Source organism: Leptotrichia rugosa (assembly GCF_041200005.1).
Classification (GTDB): Bacteria; Fusobacteriota; Fusobacteriia; order Fusobacteriales; family Leptotrichiaceae; genus Leptotrichia; species Leptotrichia rugosa.
In genome coordinates this window covers 1,736,259-1,758,164 of record NZ_CP165644.1, presented here as the reverse complement: position 1 = coordinate 1,758,164, position 21,906 = coordinate 1,736,259, and the positions used below count along the sequence as shown (strand labels likewise).

Genomic DNA, 21,906 nt, shown 5'->3' with positions numbered 1-21,906 from the left:
TATAAAAAAATTTTGAGAATGAGTGATAATATTGTATAATAAGCATATCTTATAAAAAGAGGAGGAAAATGAGAGTTTTTGGGAAAATAAAGTTTAAAAATAAAATATTTTTTAAACTGCTTTCTTATTTTGGTTTATCGCTTCTTGTGTTTTCAATTGTAGTGGGGATTTTCTTTTATTATGTCTTTCGGCAAAATACTATTTTGTTGCATAAAAAGAATTTGGAAGAACGAGCCATAAAAATATCAGAGACTTTGTCGGATATGTGGTTTTCCCCAAGACCTAAGGAGTTTTTGAAAGACGGTGGAAAAAAAATGGAAAAAGAAAAAAGGAAGTTTCCAAAGCCTCCTGATTTTCCAAATGCAATCGGAAATTTAAATAATCAAAATTTTCAAAATGATAATTCTCCAAAAGTAGAAGAGATTCCTAAAATAGGCGAAGAAGAAAATAATAAAAATTTGCATGAAGTTGACGAAGAGCAGGAAAATAGCTTTAGAATTTTTAGAAGTATGAAAATGATTGAAAATATTGCGATGGCAGAAGTGTGGATTTTGGATGCAAAGACAAGAAATATAGTACAGGGAGAAAAAAATCAATTAATTTCTTATTTTAAACTTCCGCCAAATGCTGAAGATACTATAAAAAAAGCATTAGATGGAAAAGTTACAACTACTGAAAATTTTAATGATTATTTGAGTGAGAATTCGATAACTGTTGCAGTTCCCATAAAGAATGGCACAAAGATTGAAGGAGTGGTTCTACTGCATTCTCCTATAAAATACTTGTCTCTTTCTTTGAAAAGTGGAACTTATACTCTTGTTCTAAGTATAATCATCGCTTTATTTTTAGCGAGTATTGCGGCAATTTGGCTGTCTGCAAGTTTTACAAATCCACTTAATAAAATAAAAAATACTACTTTGGAACTTGCAAAAGGAAATTATGAAATTAAAACGAATGTGAAACAGAGTGATGAAATAGGGGAGTTAGCTAGAAGCATTGATATTCTTGCACTGAAATTGGATAAATCTTTAAAAGAGCGAGAGAGATTTGAAAAAATGAGGCAAAATTTTATAGCAAATGTGTCACATGAGCTAAGAACGCCAATAACAGTTATAAGAGGGTCAATAGAAGCCATTTGTGATGGAATTATAAATGATTCTAAACAACTTGATGAATATAATCATCAAATTTTAGCGGACAGTATTCATATGCAACACTTGATAAATGATTTAATTGATTTAACAAAATTACAAAATTTGGATTTTTCGATAAAAGAAGAGATAATAAGCTTAAAAGATATAATAAACGATGTGGTAAGAAGTATGAAACAAATTTCTTCTAAAAAAAATATAAAAATTAATTTTGAGTTTGAAAATTTGAAAGAGAATTATTTATTTCGTGGAGATTATCAAAGAATTAGACAGATGATAATAATTGTTGTTGACAATGCAATAAAATTTTCTAAAGAAAATCAGAAAATTGATATTTTTTTGAAAACGCTCAAAAAAAAAGATAAATATGAATTAAAAATTATTGACACAGGAGCTGGAATTGATTCTAAAAACATTGGAGAAATTTTTAATCGCTATCATAAGTCAAACAGTACTGAAAATAAAAATGGAATGGGACTCGGACTTGCAATAGCAAAGGAGATAGCACAGCGTCACGAGATTTTGATAAATGTTGAAAGTGAGCCAAATGTTAAGACGATATTTACATTTTTTATAAAAAAATTAAAAATTTGAGAATAAAATTAAATATAAAGATTGACAAATCTTCAAAAAAAGTATAAAATTGTAATAGATACAAATAAGTTATTGAAATACCTTCATAAATTAATTAAATAAAATAATATAAATAAAATCAAGGAGGAAAATATGCACGTAGAAAATGTAAGTGAATATTTAAAAGGAAATGGTATAAAACCTTCTGTCCAAAGAATGAGAATATTTCAATATTTGCTAGATCATCATACGCATCCAACAGTTGATGATATTTTCAAAAATTTGTCACCTGAGATGCCGACCTTATCAAAGACTACTGTTTATAATACGCTGAATATATTTGTGCAAAATCATATTGTTCAAGAAATTATAATCGAAGAAAATGAAGTTAGATATGATGTAGTAACAAAAAGTCACGGTCATTTTAAATGTAAAAAATGCGGAGAAATATTGGATTTTGATGTAGATTTGTCAAAGTTTGATTTGTCGTCATTAGGTGATGTGGAGGTAAATGAGATGCATTTTTATCTAAAAGGAACTTGTTCTAAATGTTTAAACAAAAATTAAAATAAAAGAGGAGAGATAAAAAAATGAAATTAAATGATGAATTAAAAGCATTATTAAACGCACAAGTAAACATGGAAATTGAAGCGGCATACCAATACAAAGCTATGTCAGCTTATTTTGAAGGAAGAGAATTAGAAGGATTTGCAAAATGGATGGATGCTCAAGTACAAGAAGAATTAGGACATTCTAAAAAATTCTATGATTATCTTTTAAAAAGAGAAGGAAAAATCGAATATTTTGAGTTAAATAAGCCTAAAGCTGATTTTTCTTCAGTAAAAGAAGTATTTGAAGTGGCATTGGCACACGAGCAAAAAGTTACAGCATCTATTGAAAATATTTACAAAGTTGCAAGAAATTTGGGTGATTTTGGAGTAGAAAACTTTTTAGATTTCTTTATCGAAGAACAGGAAGAAGAAGAAGAAACAGTTAAAAAAATAATTGATAAAATCACTTTGTTAAATGTTGACAACAAAAATGTTGAATTATATTTGTTGGATAAAGAAATGGGAGAAAGAAAATAATAAATTATTTGACTTTCTAGCTACACCTTTTTAGGTGTAGCTTTTTTTTAAAAGAATAAAAAAAGAACCCCAAAATAAATTTGAGATTCTTTGTTATTATTGAATCCTAATTAGTCAATGTAATCATTTACTTCAATTGGTTCAATATTCCAAATTTCTTTTGCATATTCTGCAATTGTTCTGTCAGAACTGAATTTACCAGCATTTGCAATATTTTTAAGAGCTTTTCTAGTCCATTCTCTCTTATCTTTAAATGCGTTTTGAAGTTTATCCTGAGCTTCCCTGTAAGATGCAAAATCTTTTAATAGGAAGTAAACATCAGGTCTTGAACCGTCTACACCGTATAACAATGAATTCTGCAATTCTTTAAAGATACCTGTGTGATTGTCGTCATAAGTTCCGTCTGCCAATTGGTCAATAACTTTTTTAAGACCTTCTACATTCACATATTCTTCATAGGGATTGTATTCATTATTAGCTTCGTAAGCTTCTACTTCTTGAGCTGAAAGTCCGAAAATAAATGCATTGTCATCTCCAACTTCTTCAACGATTTCCACATTTGCTCCATCCATTGTTCCTAGTGTCAATGCACCATTTAACATAAATTTCATATTTCCAGTTCCTGAAGCTTCTTTACTTGCAGTTGAAATTTGTTCTGATACATCGGCTGCTGGGAATATTTTTTCAGCAAGTGAAACTCTATAATTTTCTAAGAACACAACTTTAATTTTTCCGTTGATAGATGAGTCGTTGTTAATAACTTCTGCGATAGAATTAATCAATTTGATAATTCCTTTGGCTCTTCTATATCCAGCGGCTGCTTTTGCACCAAAGATGAAAGTTCTTGGTTCTACATCTAAATATGGATTATCTTTTAATTTATTATATAAGTCCATAATGTGTAAAACATTTAGTAATTGTCTTTTATATTCATGTAATCTTTTTACTTGAATGTCAAAGATAGAATGCGGGTCGACTACAATACCAGTTGTTTCTTTTATATAATTTGCTAATCTTTGTTTGTTGTTAAATTTAATTTCAGAAACTCTATTTAAGATGTTGTCGTCATCTAAATATTTTTCTAATTTTTTAAGTTCATATAAGTCAGTAATCCATTTATCTCCGATTAACTCGGTGATTAAAGAAGCTAGTTCAGGATTTGCTTTTAGAAGCCATCTTCTTTGAGTGATTCCGTTTGTTTTATTTAAGAATTTTTCAGGATACAATTCGTTCCATTCTTTTAATTCAGAATTTTTTAGAATTTCTGTATGAAGCTCAGCAACTCCATTTACTTTGTGTGAACCTACGATTGCAAGCCACGCCATTCTAATTTGTCCATTTCCGATAATTGACATTTTGTTAATTCTATGCCAGTCTCCTGGATATTTTTGTTGTAATTCAGTAATGAATCTTCTATTGATTTCTTCTATAATTTGATAAATTCTTGGTAAAAGTGGTTGGAATAAAGGAATATCCCATTTTTCTAATGCTTCTGATAAAATTGTATGGTTTGTATAAGCAAATACTTTTTTACAAATGTTCCAAGATTCGTCCCAACCTAATTTTTCTATATCTAAGAAAATTCTCATAAGTTCAGGAATTGCAACAACTGGATGTGTATCATTCAATTGAATTGCAATTTTGTCAGCAAATCTTGAGAAATCGTTTCCATAGATTGATTTGTATCTTCTTACAATATCCTGTAATGATGCTGAAGTAAAGAAATATTGCTGTTTTAATCTTAATTGTTTTCCATCTTTTTTAGTATCATTTGGATATAATACTCTTGAAATATCTTCAGCTTCTACCGCTTTTGCCGAAGCTTGTAAATAAGTTTGGTCATTGAATAGTTTTAGATCAAATCCTTCAGGCGATCTTGCTTCCCACAATCTTAGCGTGTTTACAGTATCGTTTCCATATCCGATTACAGGCACATCGTAAGGAACTGCAAGAACAGTTTCAGTATTTATCATTTTATAATATTCTTTTCCATATTCATCTTTATGGACTTCAATTTGTCCTCCAAATTTTACTTCAAACATTCTGTCAACTCTTTTAATTGACCAAGGATCGCCGTATTTTGTCCAATCGTCAGGGTATTCCACCTGGAATCCATTTTCGATTTTTTGCTCAAACATTCCGTATTTGTAACGAAGTCCATATCCGTGTCCAGGTAATTTTAAAGTTGCAAGTGAATCTAAAAAACAGGCAGCAAGTCTACCAAGTCCACCATTTCCAAGTCCAGCGTCCATTTCAGAATCTTCAAGTTTGTTAATATCCACTCCAAATTCGTCCAAAGTTTCTCTAATAACATCATTAATTCTTAAGTTAATCAAGTTGTTTCCCATAAATCTTCCCATTAAAAATTCAGCAGAAAGATAATAAGTTTGTTTTGCCTGTTTTTTGGCATAAGTTTTTTTAGTGTTGTACCATTTTTCTACAACATATTCCAAAGCCGCACGAGAAACTGCATAATATAATTCATATTCATGAGCTTCTTCGATAGTTTTACCAAAATTTGCTCTTAATTCTCTGGTAATACTTTTTTTTAATTCATTTTTATTAATCGTCATTTTTCCTCCTAAAAGACTTTTATTTTTTTCAATTGCTATTTTACCCTTTTTTTCAATTTTTTTCAATTAAAATATAATTAAAATTATCGTATAAGGATAAAGTTAAATTATAATTTTATAAAATTCCTTTTTCTTTAAAAACTTTTGTCAATTGTTCATAAGTTTTTTGTTCTGCCGAAACAAGTGGCAATCTTACATCGTCGTTGTCTATCATTTTTAAAATTTTCATAGCAGCTTTCACTGTGACAGGATTTCCTTCCAAAAACATATTTTTACTTACGTCGTAAAGTTTTGTGTGTAGATCAAAAGCCTTTGCAAAATTTTTGTTTAAAAATGAACTGATTAAATCATTCATTTCTTGCGGCATAATATTTGCAACAACAGATACTACTCCTTTTGCTCCAATTGATAACATTGGTAAAATTAGATGATCTTCGCCTGATAAAATTTCAATTTTATCGCCACACAAGTTTTGAATTTTAATCATTTGTTCAAGACTTCCAGTTGCTTCTTTTACAGCCACAATTTCTGGAATTTCGGCTAACCTTGCGATTGTTTCAGGCTCAATATTTGTCCCAGTTCTTCCAGGAACATTGTATAGCATTACAGGAAATTTTGAATCATTTGCAATTTTTTTGTAATGTTCATAAAGTCCACGTTGACTTGGTTTATTATAATAAGGACAAGTGCTAAGTGCAGCATCCGCTCCCAATTCTTTTGCATATTTTGTAAGTTCTATTGCTCTATTTGTGTTATTTGAACCAGCTCCAGCAATAACTTGTATTCTTCCTTTCACTTCTTCCACAACAATTCTAATAACTTTTTCATGCTCAGCAAATGTAAGTGTAGGTGCTTCTCCAGTCGTCCCACAAGGCACAATTCCAGCTGTCCCATTTTCAATGTGATAATTTACTAATTCACGCAATTTATCTTCGTCTAATTCGGTTCCATTATTTTTAAATGGTGTAATTAGAGCTACATAAGATCCTTCAAATTTCATTTTTTTGTCCTTTCAATTTTTTTATCTTTTATATTTATAAAATCCTTCAGCAACTTTTTCACTAGGCCCAGTCATAAAAGCGTCATCACCTTCTTTGTCATATTCTATGACAAGCTGTCCACACTTTTACATTGACCTTGTATTCTGTATAGCCAAAAATTCTTGATAGAACAGCAGCGGCAGTGACACCTGTCCCACAGGCAAGAGTTCTTCCAGCTCCTCTCTCCCAGGTGATAACTTCAATATGAGTCTTGTCATACACTTTTACAAAATTTACATTAACTTTTTTTGGAAATAATTCAGTATAATTTTCAATTTTTTTTCCAAAAGTATTAATAATTTTGTCGTCAAATTCATTGACGAAAATTACACTGTGATCAGTTCCAGTAAAAATGTAAGAAATTTCAAATTCTTTTCCATCAACTGTAATTTTTTCTTTTAAAAATCTCTCTTTTTCTGTATTAATTAATTTATTTGCATCAAAAACAGGTTTCCCCATATTCACACGAGCTGTAAAAATATCATTTTCATCATCATAACTTGTTCTGATGTTTAAATCAACAGTTTTTACTGTAAATTCATTTCCTTCAACTAAATGATTGTTAATTAGATATTGAGAAAAACATCTAATTCCATTTCCACACATAGGCGCTTGGCTTCCATCTGAGTTAAAGAAGAACATAAATGGCATATTTGCCACATATTTTAAAATTATAAGTCCATCTGCACCAATACCATAATGTCTATCACAAATTTGAGCTGCAAACTCGTTATAATCTGGAATTCCTTTTTCAATCAAATCTCTTTCATTTACAATGACAAAATCATTTCCAGCTCCTTGATATTTTTCAAATTTTAACATAATTTAACCTCCATTAACTTCTTAATTTTAATAAATTATTTTAATTATTTTTATAGTTTTCTAGAAAATTTTTTAGTATGTAATTTGAAATACTTTCTTTTGGAATCCATTCATTTTCTTCTAATTCAAATTTTAATTCAATGTCTATAATTTCTGTGATATTTTTATCATTTTTCATTAATTCTTTTGAATAGATATCTAAATATTGAGATATTTCAGATTTTATTTTTTCATTTAAAAGTATGTCCAAATCTACTTGACCATTTTTTCCATATTTTTTTAACATATATTCTTTTAATTTATTTAAAGCATCAAGTGCATCTACAAATTTTAATTCAAGAGTTCCATTTGCCTTGTTTTTTGATATATTTGTAATATCATATAATTCAATTTTTGAATTATAGATAATATTTTTTAAGTGTTGTTCTGTAATCATTTCCATCAAGATTCTAAATGATTTTTGTTTCTTTTTATCTGCCACTTCCATACCGGTGAACTACTCCCGCTTTTAGAAGTGGGAGCTTCTTGGGAAGTATCTGCTTTTGTTAGCCAAATATATTTACCAAGCTCTTCGGGTAGTTCCTACCCTGTCTTTTTTTATTTTCCTAATATTTCAACATCAATTTTCCAATATTTTTTATATTCAATGCCGCATTGTAATCTCTATCAATTTCAATTCCACAGCACTCACATTTATAACTCCTTTCTGATAATTTCAATTTCTCTTTAACGTTTCCACATTTACTACAAGTTTTCGATGATGGAAACCACTTATCTATTTTCAAAAATTGTTTCCCTAAAAACATCAGTTTATACTCAAGCATTCTCAAAAACATTCCCCATCCATTATCTCCTACACTTTTCCCAAAATTTAATGCCTGACTCATCCCTTTCATATTCAAATCCTCAACAACCACAGCATTATAATCTTCAGATAATTTTTTCGATAATTTATGCAAAAAATCTCTTCGACAATTCTTGATATACTCATGTAATTTTGATATTTTCATTTTTTGTTTATACCAATTTCTAGAAAATTTCACTTTTTTTGACAACGATTTCTGTAATTTTTTCAATTTTTTCTCCAACATTCTAAAATATCTTGGATAATCAGCCCTTTGGTTTTCAGAACTGAAAAATAATTCAGACATTGAAAAATCAAGTCCCATTACTTTATCATTACTAGCTACCTTTTGGATTTCTTTTTCAAATTCTGTCGAAATAGAAACATAGTAATTTCCATTACTGTTTGTTAGTGTTACCGACTTTATTCTGTAATCCTTTGGTATTTCTCTATGATATTTCAATTTTACTTTTTTCAATTTTGGCAAAACCAAATATTTGTTTTCCTCAATTCGTATTGAATTATTCACACAATTTGTCGTGTAACTTTTAATATTATTCTTTTTAGATTTGAACCTTGGAAATTTTGCCCTCTTCTGAAAAAAATTCGTAAACGATCGTTTTACATTCAATTGAGCATTTGAAAGTGCCAGACTGTCTACTTCTTTCAAAAATTGGTTTTCACTTTTCAAACTGGCAGGTGTAATTATTTTATTTTTCCCAGTTTCTTCATAAATTTTATTAGCAGTATACAAAATCGTATTGTAAACAAAACGAACACATCCAAAAGTCTTATTTATCAATAATTCCTGCTCTTTATTTGGATAAATTCTGTATTTGAATGCTAAATTATATTTCATAGAATTACACCTCCTTTTGATTTTGAATATTATTTTTAATTATTTCTTTAGAGATTTTATCATCAATAAGTTCTCTTCAATATTTTATACAAAAATTGTATCATGGATGTATCCTTTTTTCAATTTTTTTTACAAAAAAAGCAATTCATTTCCCACTTGTAGAAAGCCTACGACTTCTTGCTATCTTTTTGTTAAAACAGATTTTTTTTTAATCATTTCATTAAATAATTTATTTTTTTCAGTTTCATTAAACTGATTTATTGTTTTATTTATTGCTGAATTTAATTGAGCTTTATCATTAAATTCACTAAAAGATAGAATGTTAATAAACAACAGTAAAAATAATAATATTTTTTTCAATGCAAGGTCTCCTATAAATCAAATTCTTTAGCAAATAATTCAGCCACTCTTTTTCCCATCACTTCATCGACAATTAGAGAAATACTTATTTCTGAAGTTGAAATTTGGTGAAAACTTATGTCGTTTTCTGCTAAAATTTTGAACATTTTTGAAGCTACACCTACATTACTTATTAATCCTATTCCTACGATTGAAACTTTCGTAACATAAGGGTTTATTATAAAAGATGTATTTTCGTATTTTGCTTCAATTTTTTCTCCAATTTTTTCAAGCGCCGCCATATCAGTTTTTGGACAAGTAAAGGCAAAGCTTCCGTGATGGCTTGAAACATCGTTTTGACTTATCATATCTACATTTATTCCGCTTTTTTCTGCTTTTTCAAAAATTTCGTAGACGTTTTGCGCATTTGTCGGGATTTCCTCCACATTTACCATTATTGTATTTTCGTTTATTGACACTCCTGTGATTACTTTTTGTTCCATTTTTTTATTCTCCTTTATTTTTTCGATTGAAGTTATTATCGTTCCATTTTTTTCACCCAATGATTTTCCTACGTAAATTTCAACGCCATATTTTCCACCTAGTTCAACGGCACGGGGTTCCATCACTCCAGCTCCCAAATAAGCCAATTCCATCATTTCATCATAAGAAATAAATGGCAATTTTTTTGCATCACTATAAACTCTTGGGTCAATTGAATAAATTCCGTCAACATCTGTATAAATCTCGCATTTTCCTTTTAACGCTGATGCTAGTGCCACTGCTGATGTGTCAGAACCTCCACGTCCTAGAGTTGTTACATCTCCAACTTCATTCACTCCTTGAAATCCAGCTACTACAACGATCTTTCCACTATCTAAATGTTTTTTTATAGACTCGGCATCAATATCGACAATTCTGTTTTTCATATAATGTCCGATTGTTTTAATTCCCGCTTGTGCTCCTGTTAATGAAATTGCGTCATATCCCAAAGTTTTTAGAGCAATACTTAAAAGAGAAATTGTCTGCTGTTCTCCTGTTGACATAAGTCTGTCCATTTCTCTTGAATCTGGATTTTCTGTTATTTCGTGAGCTAGTTTAATTAATGCGTCAGTTGCTTTTCCCATCGCAGAAACTACGACAACAACATCATTTCCAGCGTCTTTTACCCGTCCTAAATATTTAGCAATGTTCATAATTTTTTCTGTTGTGGCAACTGAAGTACCACCATATTTATGCACAATAATCACAATAAATACACCTTCCTTTTTTATTTTTTAATTTTTATTATAATTCAAAAATTTCATCATTTTTTATTAAATCTTCATAGTTTTCTCTTCTAACTGCCACCTTAGCTTTTCCATCTTTTACAAATACAACTGCTGGTGTTACCATTCTATTATAGTGGCTTGACATTGTGTAACAGTATGCTCCAGTTGTCCCAACTGCCACTATATCTCCAATTTTAGTTGATTTTGGCAATTTTCCCTTGTTTATGATAATATCTCCCGATTCGCATAGTTTTCCAGCAAGTGTGATTTCTCTTGTGTCGGTGTCATTTGGATTATTTACAACACAGGCTTCGTATTCAGCTTGGTAAAGCGCAGTTCTTATATTATCTGACATTCCTCCGTCGATGAACACATAAGTTTTTCCGCCGACAGTTTCTTTTATTCCACCGACTTCGTAAAGAGTAGTTCCTGCATTTCCGACAATACTTCTTCCTGGTTCAATACAAAGTTCTTTAAATCCAATTTGGTATTTAATTTCCATTGCTTCTGTGTAGGTAATTATTTCAGATAGCACGTCTTCAATAGGTTTAGGGTCATCTCCCTCTTTGTAGTAAACTCCAAATCCACCACCCATATTTACAGTATGAACGATTATTCCTAACTCTTTTTTTAATTTATCCAAATATTTGAAAATTTCTTCCAATGCAAAAATAAAAAATTTTGATTGAAAAATTTGTGAACCAATGTGAGTGTGAAATCCTTTAAAATCAATATAGGGACTATCGTTTAATCTTTTTACAATGTCAATTAAGTTTTCTTGAAATAATGAAATTCCAAATTTTGAAGTAAGTCCAGAAGTTTTGATGTAATGGTGCGTATGAGCTTCGATTCCAGGATCAATTCTCAGTAAAACCGCCTGTTTTTTTCCTTTTTCTAGACAAACTTTTTCAATTTTAGAAATTTCATCTTCATTATCTACAACAATTGTGTCAATTCCATATTCAACAGCCATTTCAATCTCATTTATAAGTTTGTTGTTTCCATGCAAATGCACTCGTTTCATTGGAAATCCAGCTTTGTAGGCAGTATATAATTCTCCACCTGAAACAACATCTAAATCAAGTCCTTTTGATTCAATTAATTTAATCATTCCAGTTGTAAGAAATGCCTTTCCAGCGTAAGCTATTCTCGTTTTAAATCTTGTCGAATGAAAAGCGTGTTTCATTTTGTCAATAGTAGTTTCAATAAGTTCCTGATCCATCACATAAAGAGGTGTATTAAACTCTTTTACAAGTTCTAGCGCATCAACTCCGCCGATGGACAAGTTTCCTTTTTCATTAATTTTTGAAGTTCCAAATAATTTCATTTAATTATTATCCTTTCATATTATTTAATTTATTTTTTTATTTTATTCAGCACCTTAAAGAAGTAATAAACTAAAAAAATTAATAATTAAAAATGCTGATAATAGCATATCAGCATATAAAACATACATTTATCTTTAACCTTTAATTTTAAATAATGAATTATATCTGACAGCTCCCCATTATCTTTGTGATAATGACAGTTCTACGGATATTCTCCACAGCCCCAGTATCAAAGCTGGTCAAACTTTGTACTTCGGCAATTATTCCTTTCAATTTATTTCATCAAATTGACCATTCTCCGTAAATCTACTTATAATAATTGCACCTCTATCTTTTTTATATTTATTATTATAACTAATTTTTTAACTTTTGTAAAGAATTTTTACACAGTTAATAATTCTTTTTCTTTTGCAGCAAGAGCTGTATCAATTGCAGCAATAAATTTATCTGTTGTTTTTTGAACTTTTTCTTCACTTGATTTTAGTTCATCTTCTGTAATTTCACTATCTTTCTCAAGTTTTCTTAATTTATTGTTGACATCTTTTCTTATGTTTCTTATGGCAACTTTTCCTTCTTCAGCTTCTTTTTTTACCATTTTTACATATTCTTTTCTTCTTTCTTCAGTTAATTCAGGCACCACTAATCTTATGATATTTCCGTCGTTTGAAGGATTAAATCCTAAATTTGCCTGTAAAATTGTTTTTTCAATGGTTTTTATTAGTGATTTGTCCCATGGGTCGATTACTAAAAGTCTTGCTTCTGGAGCTGAAATTGTCCCAACTTGATTAAGAGGAGTTGGTGCGCCATAGGCTTCAACTGTAACACCATCAAGCATAGATACATTTGCTCTGCCTGCTCTTGTGTGAGAAAATCTTTCTTTTGTATTTTCAACTGATTTTGACATTTTTTCTTCAACTTCTTTTAAAATTGTATTTAGCATTTTTTTACCACCTTTTTATTTATTTTTTTACTGTTGTTCCGATAGTTTCCCCTTGCGCCATTTTTAAAATATTACCTTCTTGAAGTGCGTTAAAAACTACGATTGGCATTTGATTTTCCCTGCAAAGAGAAAGTGCGGCCGTGTCCATCACGCCTAAATTTTTTGAAATTGCTTCGTCAAATGAAACTGTATCATATTTTATTGCGTCATCAAATTTCATAGGGTCTTTGTCATAAATACCGTCAACTTTTGTACCTTTGGCAAGTACATCAGCCTGTATTTCCACAGCTCTTAGCGCTCCCGATGAATCTGTCGTAAAATAAGGGTTACTTGTTCCTCCCGCAAAAATTACAACTCTTCCTTTTTCCAAATGTCTTATAGCTTTTCTTCTGATAAAAGGTTCAGCTACTTGTGGCATTTGAAGTGCAGTCATAACACGAGTTGGCACTCCCAGATTTTCAATTGCATTTTGGAGTGCAAGTCCATTCATGATAGTTGCAAGCATTCCCATTGTGTCGCCAGTAACTCTGTCAAAACCTTTCTCCATACCACTTATTCCGCGAAAAATATTTCCTCCACCGATTACGATAGCCACTTCCACACCTTTTTCGTGAACCTCTTTAATTTGCTTTGCAAAGCTTTCCAAGACTTCGTTTGAAAATCCAAATTCCTTGTTTCCTGCAAGTGCTTCACCACTTAATTTTAAAAGTATTCTTTTATATTTTAACACAAAATTCAACCCTTTCGTAAACTTTTTTAAAAAAAGGGGACTTTATCCCCTTAGAGTAATTTAAATTATTATTGTCCCAATTGTGCAGCCACTTCTGCAGCAAAATCTACTTCTTCTTTTTCGATTCCTTCTCCAACTTTAAATCTGTCAAATGAAATAATTGTGCTTGGAGCGATAAATTTTTCAACAGTAACTTTGTCATCTCTTACATATTTTTGTTGAACTAGACAATTTTCTTCATAAAATTTTCTCATTTTACCTTCCAATATTTTTTCAATTATATTTGCAGGTTTTCCTTCAGCTGTTAATTGATGTCTTGCAATTTCTTTTTCTCTATCCAGGTCAGCAGTTGTAACTTGTGATTTGTCCAAATATTTAGGATCCATTGCAGCCACATGCATTGCAACACCTTTTGCTTTTTCAATATTTTCGTCAGTTGCTTCACCGTTTACATTTAATAAAACTCCAATTTTTCCGCCTAAGTGAATGTAAGTTTCGATAAATCCTGTAGTTGCAACTAATTTTAATCTTCTGATGTTCATGTTTTCACCAATTTTAGCGATTAATTCTGTCAAGTGAGTTTCGATAGTTTTTCCTTCGTGTTCAAATGCTTTTAATTCATCTTCACTTGTCAAATCGTGTTCCAAAGTTAATGTAACTAATTTTTCTCCAAAAGATTTAAATTCGTCATTTTTAGCAACGAAGTCAGTTTCAGAGTTGAATTCCAAAATAGCTCCTTTTTTTCTATCTTCAGAAACTGCTGCGAATACTAATCCTTCAGCTGCTACTCTTCCTGATTTTTTAGCTGCTTTAGCAATTCCTTTTTCTCTTAACCAGTCAATTGCTTTTTCGATGTCTCCATCATTTTCTCCTAGAGCTTTTTTACAGTCAAGCATTCCTGCTCCAGTTCTTTCTCTTAATTCTTTAATAAGTGCTGTTGTAATTGCCACTTTATTTTCCTCCTATATTATTTATTTCTAATTTTTGTTTTTTTTATTTTGTTTAATAATCAATTTATTAGTGAACTGCTCCAACTTTTAGAAGTTAGAAATTCTTGGGAATTATTTGCTTTTATTAGCCAAATATATTTACCAAGCTCTACGGACAGTCCCTGTCCTGATATATTTAGTATAATAAACTTTGTTATGAATATCAAGCAAAAATGCAATTCATCTCCCACTTATAGAAGTTGGAAACTTCTTGCTATCTTTTTGTTAAAAAAATTATTTTGAAATATTTTTTAATATATTTAAGATTTCTGGATTTGTTTTATCAAATTCTAAAAATTCCTTTGCATATTTTTCTGCCATCTTATGATTTTTAGTACCACTATAATAAATTGCTAATCTATATATAGAATATGCATTACCAATTAATGCCATTTGTTTGTGTTCTCTAAGTTCTTTAAGTTTATCATGCGTAAAGCCGGCATCCGACAGTTGCTTTTCATATTTGTCTACTATGCTATTTTTTTCATTTTTCTCTTTAACAGTCAAATTTAATGATTTTAGATAATCTTCGTCACTGTATAATAAAAACAGTGAGTACACTCCTGTGTCGTCATCTCCTAATTCAATTGCTTTTAAATAATACTTCTCTGCCTCTTTTTGATTACCTAGTATATCATAATCAGTTCCTATCTCTTCATAAGCGTAAGCATCATTTGGATATTTTTTAACATATTCTTTTAATAATGCAATCAGATTTTTCTTATCTCTCTTTTGAGTTAAAGCCATGTATTTATTTTTAAATTCAGTTTTTTCTTTTGAATACATATTCATAAGGCTTCCATCTACTGCAAAATATTGATTATCTATATTTGCAGTATAATTTGAAGTGCTCGTAGTTTTTTTCTGGCTATTTGCACCTAGAACACTTAAACTTGCTATTAAAAATAGTCCAATCAAAACTTTTTTCATAATCGCTCACCGTTTCTTTTTTATTTTTGACCAATAAAAATGTGAGTTCGTTTTTTATTAATTTAAACTTGCTATTTTTACAAGAACAGGGAAATGACTTTATTTCCCTATTGTATTTTATCTATCTAGCAAAGAATTAATTACTTTAATTATTGATATTCAGATGGATTATCACTTAAAATTAAAGCGCAAATAATGTATGCCAATATTCCAGTTCCAAATCCAAATGCAAATATAACCCAGATTATTCTTATAACATTTGAATCAATATTAAGATATTCAGCAATTCCTCCGCAAACTCCTGCTATTTTCCTATCTTTTAATGATTTATATAATTTTTTTTCCATAATATTTCCTCCTAAAATACATTTCATGGTAAATTATTTAACTAAAAGAAAAAGCAAATCTTTTCTAAAAAATTAAATAATTTTGTATTTTGGCACATCAAATTTTATATAGTATTTTTGATTTTTAAAAATTATTCTTCAGTTACTACTTCTTCTTCCACAACTTCTTCAGTAACTTCAAATTCTTCATCTAATGGAGCAGCAGTTTGGTCAGCGTTAGCTTCAACTCCACCGTTAGCTTCGATTGCAGCGTTTGCTATAACTTGAGAAAATAATCTTACTGATCTTATAGCGTCATCATTTGCAGGGATTTTGTAAGTTACTAAATCAGGATCTACATTTGTATCGATTAATGCAATTACAGGAATTCCCAATTTTTTAGCTTCTTCCAATGCCAAAAATTCTTTTTTGATGTCAACAACGAATAGTGCCGCTGGCAAAGTGTTCATTTCTTTAATTCCACCAATATTTTTAGAAAGTTTTGCCATTTCTTTTCTTAATAATCCAGCTTCTTTTTTAGTGTAAGCTTCGTCTAAAGTTCCATCAGCATCCATTTCTTCTAATTCTTTTAATCTTTTTACTCTTTTTTTAATAGTTTCTAGGTTAGTTAAAAGTCCTCCTAGCCATCTGTGGTTTACATAAAATCCTCCAGCTCTTTGGGCTTCTTCTTTAATAGATTCTTGAGCTTGTTTTTTAGTTCCTACGAATAAGATTTTTCCACCTTCTTCAGAAATTTGTCTTACAAATTCATAAGCTTTTTCAGTTGCTTCTAAAGTTTGGTGTAAATCCAAAATGTGGATTCCGTTTCTTTCTGTGAAAATATAAGGTTTCATTTTTGGATTCCATCTTTTTGCCTGATGTCCAAAATGTGCTCCTACTTCTAATAATTGTTTCATTGTAATTACTGCCATTACTAATTTCCTCCTAAATTTTTTGGTTTTTTCTCCCACTTTTCTTTTGCAACAGATTGCAGAATTTGCAACACCCTATTGCAAAATAATGCAAAGTGTGATTAATTCATAGTATTATAACATTGATATGTATTTTTTGTCAAATATAAAAATAAAATTAATTAATAGAATCACAATTCTTCAACTAAAAATTTAAAAAATTTTAGATTTGAGAAAAAAGAAATATGTGGATAACCTGCAAGAATATTTTTTTTCCTATATCCGCAATCCCATTTTCTATCGTCATTTTTACAAATTTTATAAAATGTGTAATTCTCTTTATTCTTAACTATTTCAGAATAGTGAAATTCATGTCCTTTTAACTTTATTCCGTTTTCTGTCTCAATATTTATGTATCCGAAACGCTTGATATTAAGAGTTTCCCGCATTTTTATCTCCAAATCAAGAATTCCACAAAAGTTATAATTCTCGCCATCTAACAGATGGATTTTTTTAGCTAAGTACATAAATCCGCCACATTCCGCATAAATTTTTGTTCCTTTTTCAAATTCTTCCAAAATGCTTTTTTTCATAGAAATATTGTCTTGCAGCTCTTTTGCAAAAAGTTCTGGATAACCACCGCCAAAGTAAATAAAATCAATATTTTCTGGAATTTTTTTATCGAAAATCGGACTAAATTCAGTTATTTCAAAGCCACAAAATTTTAATAAGTCAAGATTTTCCTGATAATAAAAAGAAAAAGCTCTGTCTTTTGCAATTGCAACTTTTTTGCCAAAGTATTTATTTTTCAAATTTTTAATTTTTTCCCAGTTCTCAAAAGTCATTTTTGGCTCAAAATTTTTAGCGATTTTTTTAATTTTTTTCAAATCCAAATATTTTTCTCCAATTTCACAAAATAATTTTTTTCGCTGCAAAATCTTTTTTTCATTTTCTTCAAATGCCAATTTCAGTCCCAAATGTCGACTTTCAAGCGCCAAACTCTCATTTTTTGGAACATACCCGAGACATTCAATATTTGCATATTTCTCTATAGCTTCTTTTAAGCTCAAATAGTGTCTTTGTGAACTCATATTATTTAAGATAACGCCGCATATATTTATTCTAGGATCTAGTATTTTAAAGCCAAGAGCGATGGCGGCACAGCTTGTAGAAATCGCTTTAGCACTGATTACCAAAATCACTGGAATATCTAAAATTCTTGCAACATGCGCTGTACTAAAATTGTCAAATTCATTGGAAAGTCCGTCAAAAAGTCCCATAACTCCTTCAATAACCGCAATATTTTTATTTTGTGAATAAATTTCAAAAATGTTTCTCATATTTTCTTCGCCAACCATAAAAATATCCAAATTATGTGACTTATTTCCTGTAAAAATTTCGTGATAAGTTGTGTCGATGTAGTCAGGACCCACTTTAAAAGGAGCGACATTTGCTAGACAAGACATAAGAATGCTTGTAACTGTTGTTTTTCCGCTTCCACTATTTGTTCCAGCAATCAATACTTTTTTTATTTTTTTCATTTTTTCTTTTTCCCTTTCTTTAATTTTATTTATTTTTTTATAAAAATTAATTTTTTTTATATTATTATACTTTATTTTTTTATGAATTTAAAATAAAATAATTTTAAAATTTTAATTATTTTAAATTTATAAAAAAAATAAATTATTTCATAATTGATTTTGTTACAATTTTTTGGTAAAATATAATTGTCAATTTTGTTTGATAAAAAAATATTTATAAATAAAATATTTAGGAGGTAAAAATAAAATGAGTTTATTACAGTTAAAAGATATAAGATCTGAAGTTGAGGGGAAAGAGATTTTAAAAGGTCTTAATTTAAATATCAACAAGGGGGAAGTCCATGTTATAATGGGACCAAATGGTGCCGGAAAATCTACGCTTGCAAGTATTCTGGTGGGAAATCCGAAACATAAGTTAATCGATGGAGATATTATTTTGGATGGAGAAAATATTAACGATAATACTGTTGATGAGAGAGCAAAAAAAGGAATTTTCTTGTCATTTCAATATCCTGAAGAAATTCCGGGGCTAACAGTAGAAGATTTTTTGAGAACGGCAAAAGAAGCTGTAACTGGAGAAAAACAATATTTGATGCAGTTTCATAATGAATTAGAAGAAAAGATGGAAAAACTCCACATTAATCCAGAATACGCTCAAAGACATTTGAATGTTGGATTTTCTGGAGGTGAAAAAAAGAAAAATGAAATTTTACAGATGGCGGTTCTTGAGCCAAAATTAGCGATTTTAGACGAAACTGATTCAGGGCTTGACATCGATGCGACAAAAATTGTGTTTGAAGGTGTGCAAAAATTAAAGACAAATGATACAGCGCTTTTAATTATAACACACTACGACAAAGTTTTGGACTATTTAGATCCAGATTTTGTGCATATTCTGATGGATGGAAAAATTGTGAGAACTGGTGGAAAGGAAATAGTTGAAGAAATTGAAAAAAATGGTTATGGAAAAATGAAAAAGCAATTTGGGTTATAGAATTTTAAGAGAAAAAATTAAAAAATGGAAAGTGTAGGAAATTATGGAAACAAGAAAAAAAACATATGTCGCAGATATTGAACGGGGAGTCTATGACATAAAAGACGAAGTTAAATACAGATATAAAGTTCAAAAGGGGTTGACAGAAGAAATAATTAGAAAAATTTCTGCTAGAAAAAATGAGCCGGAATGGATGTTAAATTTTAGACTAAAAGCGCTAGAAGTGTATAATTCAAAGCCGATGACTGACTGGGGTCCAGATTTGTCAGACTTGGATATGAATGACATAATTCACTATTTGGAGCCAGATTCTGCGCCAATGAATGAAAATTGGGACGATGTGCCAAGTTATATAAGAGATACTTTTGATAGGCTTGGAATTCCTGAGGCGGAAAAACAGTCGCTTGCAGGAGTTGGAGCGCAATATGATTCAGAAGTTGTGTATCACAGTATTCATAAGGAATTAACTGAGCAAGGTGTCATTTATACGGATATTGAAACAGCCATCAAAGAATATGAAGATATTCTAAAAGAATATTTTATGACTTTGATTACAGTAAATGATCACAAGTTTTCAGCGCTTCACGGGGCTGTTTGGTCGGGAGGCTCGTTTATCTATGTGCCAAAAGGCGTGAAAGTCAATATGCCGCTTCAATCTTATTTTAGATTAAATGCGCCAGAAGCTGGACAGTTTGAACATACACTAATAATTGTTGACGAAGGAGCGGACTTACATTTTATTGAAGGATGCTCTGCGCCAAAATATCAGAAAAATGCGCTTCACGCTGGAGCGGTTGAGCTTTTTGTGAGAAAAGGGGCTAGACTTAGATATTCTACGATAGAAAACTGGTCGAGAAACATGTATAATCTTAATACTAAAAGAGCACTAGTTGAAGAAGATGGTGTAATTGAGTGGGTTTCAGGCTCATTTGGGTCAAGAATTTCAATGCTTTATCCGATGAGTATTTTAAAAGGAGACCGTGCTAGATGTGAATTTACTGGAGTTACTTTTGCTTCAAGCGGACAGAACCTGGATACTGGTTGTAAAATTGTCCATATTGGAAAAAATACAACTTCAACAGTGCATTCAAAATCGATTTCTAAAAATGGAGGAGCTTCTTTTTATAGAGGACTATTAAGAGTTATGCCAGAAGCGACTGGAACTAAAGCGACAGTTGAATGTGAATCGCTTATGTTAGATAATATTTCGTCTTCAGATACGATACCTATAATCGACATAAGAAATGACAGCGTCGATATTGGGCATGAAGCTAAAATTGGAAGAATTAGTGATGAGGCAATTTTTTACTTGATGACGAGGGGAATTAATGAAGATGAGGCAAAAGCAATGATTGTAAGAGGATTTGTTGAGCCAATCTCAAAAGAGTTGCCGCTGGAATATGCAGTTGAGTTAAATAAACTTATTGAATTGGAATTGGAAGGGACAATTGGATAAATTTTTATATAAATAAGTAATTAAATTATTAATTTATAAAGGAGAAATGGGATGCTAGAAAAGACAAGTTTAGAAAATCTTGAAAATAGCGAATACAGGCTAAAAGTTTTTGAAAAATATAAAGACTTGAAAAAACCTGACTGGAAAAGAGTTAAATATAAATATGAAGAACCGCAAGAATTTAAAAAGTTTGATAATTTTTCAACAAAAAATGAAAACCAGGAAGGTATGGAAGTAAAAGGGATTAATGATTCCCTAGAAGATTTGGAAAGATTGAAAAGTAATTATGAATACGGACTTGGAGAGTTTTTCAAATTGCAAAATTTTGCTTTTTATAATCAGGGACAATTTATTAAAATAAAAGAGAGAAAAAAAATTGAACATCCAATTTATTTGACTTATGTGGCAGATAAAGAAAATAATTTTTTAGTTGACTACAATGTGATTGAAGTAGAAGATTTTGCAAGTGCTACAATTATTATAAGCTATAATTCAAGTGACGATGCCGAAAGTTATCACAACGGAGTTATAAAAGTGTTTGCTGGAGCAAATTCAAATGTGAAAATAATAAAAATTCAAACATTGAATACAAAAAGCAGAAATTTTGAAAGCTCTAAAATTGAAGTGAAAGGGCAGGGAATCGTAAATTATTACAGCGTTGAACTGGGGGCGCAAGTAAATGCAGTTAGCCACACTTCATATTTATTGGAAGATAATTCACAGGCTTATGTATTTCCAGGATATTTGGCTGACGGAGATAGAAAAGTTGACTTGGAATATTCAACAGTATTTTACGGCAGAAAAACATTGGGAGACATTCACGGAAGAGGAGCTGTAAAAGACACAGCAACCAAAGTATTTCGTGGAAATATGTACTTTAAGCAAGGGGCTTCAAAATCGGAAGGAAGAGAAGGAGAATTTGCCATTTTGCTGGACAAAAATATAAATGTTCACTCAATTCCGACATTATTTTGTGACGAAGACGATGTAATTGGAGAACATTATGCGTCAATTGGAAAAGTCAATGAATCACAGCTGTTTTATTTGATGAGCCGTGGATTATCTGAGAGCAGAGCAAAAAAATTAATTGTGGAATCGTCATTTAAACCAATATTAAATAATATCGATGATGAAGCATTAAGAGAGCATTTATTAGAAGAATTGGAAGAAAGAATATAAAAAAGAATATAAAAAAATATAA

21 protein-coding genes and 1 riboswitch are annotated in these 21,906 nt (G+C 30.2%); of the genes, 6 read left to right on the top strand and 15 right to left on the bottom strand.

Features of this window, described 5'->3' with window-relative positions; genetic code table 11:
* The first annotated feature begins 68 nt into the window (after positions 1-68).
* The 3 genes from AB8B22_RS08955 (at position 69) to AB8B22_RS08945 (ending at position 2,812) form a co-directional block, all read left to right on the top strand.
* Positions 69-1,745, top strand: a complete 1,677-nt coding sequence (locus AB8B22_RS08955) for a sensor histidine kinase (RefSeq protein ID WP_094079778.1) — start codon at positions 69-71, stop codon at positions 1,743-1,745.
* A 132-nt stretch (positions 1,746-1,877) separates the two neighbouring features.
* The gene (locus tag AB8B22_RS08950; RefSeq protein ID WP_314082148.1) at positions 1,878-2,291 is read left to right on the top strand and encodes a Fur family transcriptional regulator; all 414 of its coding nucleotides are present in this window, start codon (positions 1,878-1,880) and stop codon (positions 2,289-2,291) included.
* Positions 2,292-2,314: 23 nt separating this feature from the next.
* A complete protein-coding gene (locus AB8B22_RS08945) occupies positions 2,315-2,812 on the top strand; it encodes a ferritin (RefSeq protein WP_314082151.1) in 498 nt (165 codons plus the stop codon).
* 110 nt (positions 2,813-2,922) lie between these two features.
* On the opposite strand, the gene AB8B22_RS08940 is transcribed toward AB8B22_RS08945, so the two are convergent.
* From AB8B22_RS08940 to AB8B22_RS08870, 15 genes are all read right to left on the bottom strand, one after another.
* Positions 2,923-5,385 carry a glycogen/starch/alpha-glucan phosphorylase gene (locus AB8B22_RS08940; protein WP_094079781.1) on the bottom strand — a complete coding sequence of 821 codons (2,463 nt, stop codon included), beginning with the start codon at positions 5,383-5,385 and terminating at the stop codon, positions 2,923-2,925.
* 115 nt (positions 5,386-5,500) lie between these two features.
* Complete coding sequence (dapA, locus tag AB8B22_RS08935; protein ID WP_094079782.1) at positions 5,501-6,385, bottom strand: 4-hydroxy-tetrahydrodipicolinate synthase; 885 nt, start codon at positions 6,383-6,385, stop codon at positions 5,501-5,503.
* A 97-nt stretch (positions 6,386-6,482) separates the two neighbouring features.
* A complete protein-coding gene (dapF, locus tag AB8B22_RS08930) occupies positions 6,483-7,247 on the bottom strand; it encodes a diaminopimelate epimerase (RefSeq protein ID WP_369710854.1) in 765 nt (254 codons plus the stop codon).
* 40 nt (positions 7,248-7,287) lie between these two features.
* Complete coding sequence (locus tag AB8B22_RS08925; protein WP_369710853.1) at positions 7,288-7,734, bottom strand: hypothetical protein; 447 nt, start codon at positions 7,732-7,734, stop codon at positions 7,288-7,290.
* Positions 7,735-7,852: 118 nt separating this feature from the next.
* Positions 7,853-8,950, bottom strand: a complete 1,098-nt coding sequence (locus AB8B22_RS08920) for an RNA-guided endonuclease TnpB family protein (protein ID WP_369710852.1) — start codon at positions 8,948-8,950, stop codon at positions 7,853-7,855.
* Between the two features lie 180 nt (positions 8,951-9,130).
* The gene (locus AB8B22_RS08915) at positions 9,131-9,310 is read right to left on the bottom strand and encodes a hypothetical protein (RefSeq protein WP_369710851.1); all 180 of its coding nucleotides are present in this window, start codon (positions 9,308-9,310) and stop codon (positions 9,131-9,133) included.
* An 11-nt stretch (positions 9,311-9,321) separates the two neighbouring features.
* The gene (locus tag AB8B22_RS08910; protein ID WP_369710850.1) at positions 9,322-10,539 is read right to left on the bottom strand and encodes an aspartate kinase; all 1,218 of its coding nucleotides are present in this window, start codon (positions 10,537-10,539) and stop codon (positions 9,322-9,324) included.
* Positions 10,540-10,576: 37 nt separating this feature from the next.
* Positions 10,577-11,887, bottom strand: coding sequence for a diaminopimelate decarboxylase (lysA, locus tag AB8B22_RS08905; protein WP_369710849.1), 1,311 nt, complete (start codon positions 11,885-11,887; stop codon positions 10,577-10,579).
* Between the two features lie 162 nt (positions 11,888-12,049).
* A riboswitch (Lysine riboswitch) is annotated at positions 12,050-12,226 on the bottom strand.
* Between the two features lie 44 nt (positions 12,227-12,270).
* On the bottom strand, positions 12,271-12,828 hold the full coding sequence (frr, locus tag AB8B22_RS08900) for a ribosome recycling factor (RefSeq protein WP_094079787.1): 558 nt from the start codon (positions 12,826-12,828) through the stop codon (positions 12,271-12,273).
* Positions 12,829-12,847: 19 nt separating this feature from the next.
* The gene (pyrH, locus tag AB8B22_RS08895; RefSeq protein WP_369710848.1) at positions 12,848-13,558 is read right to left on the bottom strand and encodes a UMP kinase; all 711 of its coding nucleotides are present in this window, start codon (positions 13,556-13,558) and stop codon (positions 12,848-12,850) included.
* A 68-nt stretch (positions 13,559-13,626) separates the two neighbouring features.
* A complete protein-coding gene (tsf, locus tag AB8B22_RS08890) occupies positions 13,627-14,508 on the bottom strand; it encodes a translation elongation factor Ts (RefSeq protein ID WP_094079789.1) in 882 nt (293 codons plus the stop codon).
* A 273-nt stretch (positions 14,509-14,781) separates the two neighbouring features.
* Complete coding sequence (locus AB8B22_RS08885; protein WP_094079790.1) at positions 14,782-15,477, bottom strand: tetratricopeptide repeat protein; 696 nt, start codon at positions 15,475-15,477, stop codon at positions 14,782-14,784.
* A gap of 149 nt (positions 15,478-15,626) precedes the next feature.
* Positions 15,627-15,824 carry a PspC domain-containing protein gene (locus AB8B22_RS08880; protein ID WP_314082183.1) on the bottom strand — a complete coding sequence of 66 codons (198 nt, stop codon included), beginning with the start codon at positions 15,822-15,824 and terminating at the stop codon, positions 15,627-15,629.
* A 131-nt stretch (positions 15,825-15,955) separates the two neighbouring features.
* Positions 15,956-16,735, bottom strand: coding sequence for a 30S ribosomal protein S2 (gene rpsB, locus AB8B22_RS08875; protein WP_369710847.1), 780 nt, complete (start codon positions 16,733-16,735; stop codon positions 15,956-15,958).
* A 170-nt stretch (positions 16,736-16,905) separates the two neighbouring features.
* Positions 16,906-18,246 carry a cobyrinate a,c-diamide synthase gene (locus AB8B22_RS08870; RefSeq protein ID WP_369711949.1) on the bottom strand — a complete coding sequence of 447 codons (1,341 nt, stop codon included), beginning with the start codon at positions 18,244-18,246 and terminating at the stop codon, positions 16,906-16,908.
* Between the two features lie 256 nt (positions 18,247-18,502).
* Between AB8B22_RS08870 and sufC the strand changes: the two genes are divergently transcribed.
* From sufC to sufD, 3 genes are read left to right on the top strand one after another with little or no spacing between them, the layout of a single operon-like run.
* Positions 18,503-19,249: a Fe-S cluster assembly ATPase SufC gene (sufC, locus tag AB8B22_RS08865; RefSeq protein ID WP_369710846.1), complete on the top strand. Its 747-nt coding sequence runs from the start codon at positions 18,503-18,505 to the stop codon at positions 19,247-19,249.
* A gap of 43 nt (positions 19,250-19,292) precedes the next feature.
* Positions 19,293-20,705, top strand: coding sequence for a Fe-S cluster assembly protein SufB (gene sufB, locus AB8B22_RS08860; protein ID WP_094079794.1), 1,413 nt, complete (start codon positions 19,293-19,295; stop codon positions 20,703-20,705).
* A gap of 51 nt (positions 20,706-20,756) precedes the next feature.
* Entirely contained in the window at positions 20,757-21,884 is a 1,128-nt protein-coding gene (gene sufD / locus AB8B22_RS08855) for a Fe-S cluster assembly protein SufD (protein ID WP_369710845.1), read from the top strand.
* Positions 21,885-21,906 lie beyond the last annotated feature (22 nt).

Excerpts from the sequence above, each read along its gene's own strand:
- dapA (WP_094079782.1), bottom strand. The coding sequence starts at position 6,385 with ATGAAATTTGAAGGATCTTATGTAGCTCTAATTACACCATTTAAAAAT.
- AB8B22_RS08925 (WP_369710853.1), bottom strand. The coding sequence starts at position 7,734 with ATGGAAGTGGCAGATAAAAAGAAACAAAAATCATTTAGAATCTTGATG.
- sufD (WP_369710845.1), top strand. The coding sequence starts at position 20,757 with ATGCTAGAAAAGACAAGTTTAGAAAATCTTGAAAATAGCGAATACAGG.
- AB8B22_RS08940 (WP_094079781.1), bottom strand. The coding sequence starts at position 5,385 with ATGACGATTAATAAAAATGAATTAAAAAAAAGTATTACCAGAGAATTA.
- sufC (WP_369710846.1), top strand. The coding sequence starts at position 18,503 with ATGAGTTTATTACAGTTAAAAGATATAAGATCTGAAGTTGAGGGGAAA.
- sufB (WP_094079794.1), top strand. The coding sequence starts at position 19,293 with ATGGAAACAAGAAAAAAAACATATGTCGCAGATATTGAACGGGGAGTC.
- AB8B22_RS08885 (WP_094079790.1), bottom strand. The coding sequence starts at position 15,477 with ATGAAAAAAGTTTTGATTGGACTATTTTTAATAGCAAGTTTAAGTGTT.
- lysA (WP_369710849.1), bottom strand. The coding sequence starts at position 11,887 with ATGAAATTATTTGGAACTTCAAAAATTAATGAAAAAGGAAACTTGTCC.
- AB8B22_RS08880 (WP_314082183.1), bottom strand. The coding sequence starts at position 15,824 with ATGGAAAAAAAATTATATAAATCATTAAAAGATAGGAAAATAGCAGGA.
- AB8B22_RS08950 (WP_314082148.1), top strand. The coding sequence starts at position 1,878 with ATGCACGTAGAAAATGTAAGTGAATATTTAAAAGGAAATGGTATAAAA.
- AB8B22_RS08920 (WP_369710852.1), bottom strand. The coding sequence starts at position 8,950 with ATGAAATATAATTTAGCATTCAAATACAGAATTTATCCAAATAAAGAG.
- AB8B22_RS08955 (WP_094079778.1), top strand. The coding sequence starts at position 69 with ATGAGAGTTTTTGGGAAAATAAAGTTTAAAAATAAAATATTTTTTAAA.
- dapF (WP_369710854.1), bottom strand. The coding sequence starts at position 7,247 with ATGTTAAAATTTGAAAAATATCAAGGAGCTGGAAATGATTTTGTCATT.
- AB8B22_RS08945 (WP_314082151.1), top strand. The coding sequence starts at position 2,315 with ATGAAATTAAATGATGAATTAAAAGCATTATTAAACGCACAAGTAAAC.
- frr (WP_094079787.1), bottom strand. The coding sequence starts at position 12,828 with ATGCTAAATACAATTTTAAAAGAAGTTGAAGAAAAAATGTCAAAATCA.
- rpsB (WP_369710847.1), bottom strand. The coding sequence starts at position 16,735 with ATGGCAGTAATTACAATGAAACAATTATTAGAAGTAGGAGCACATTTT.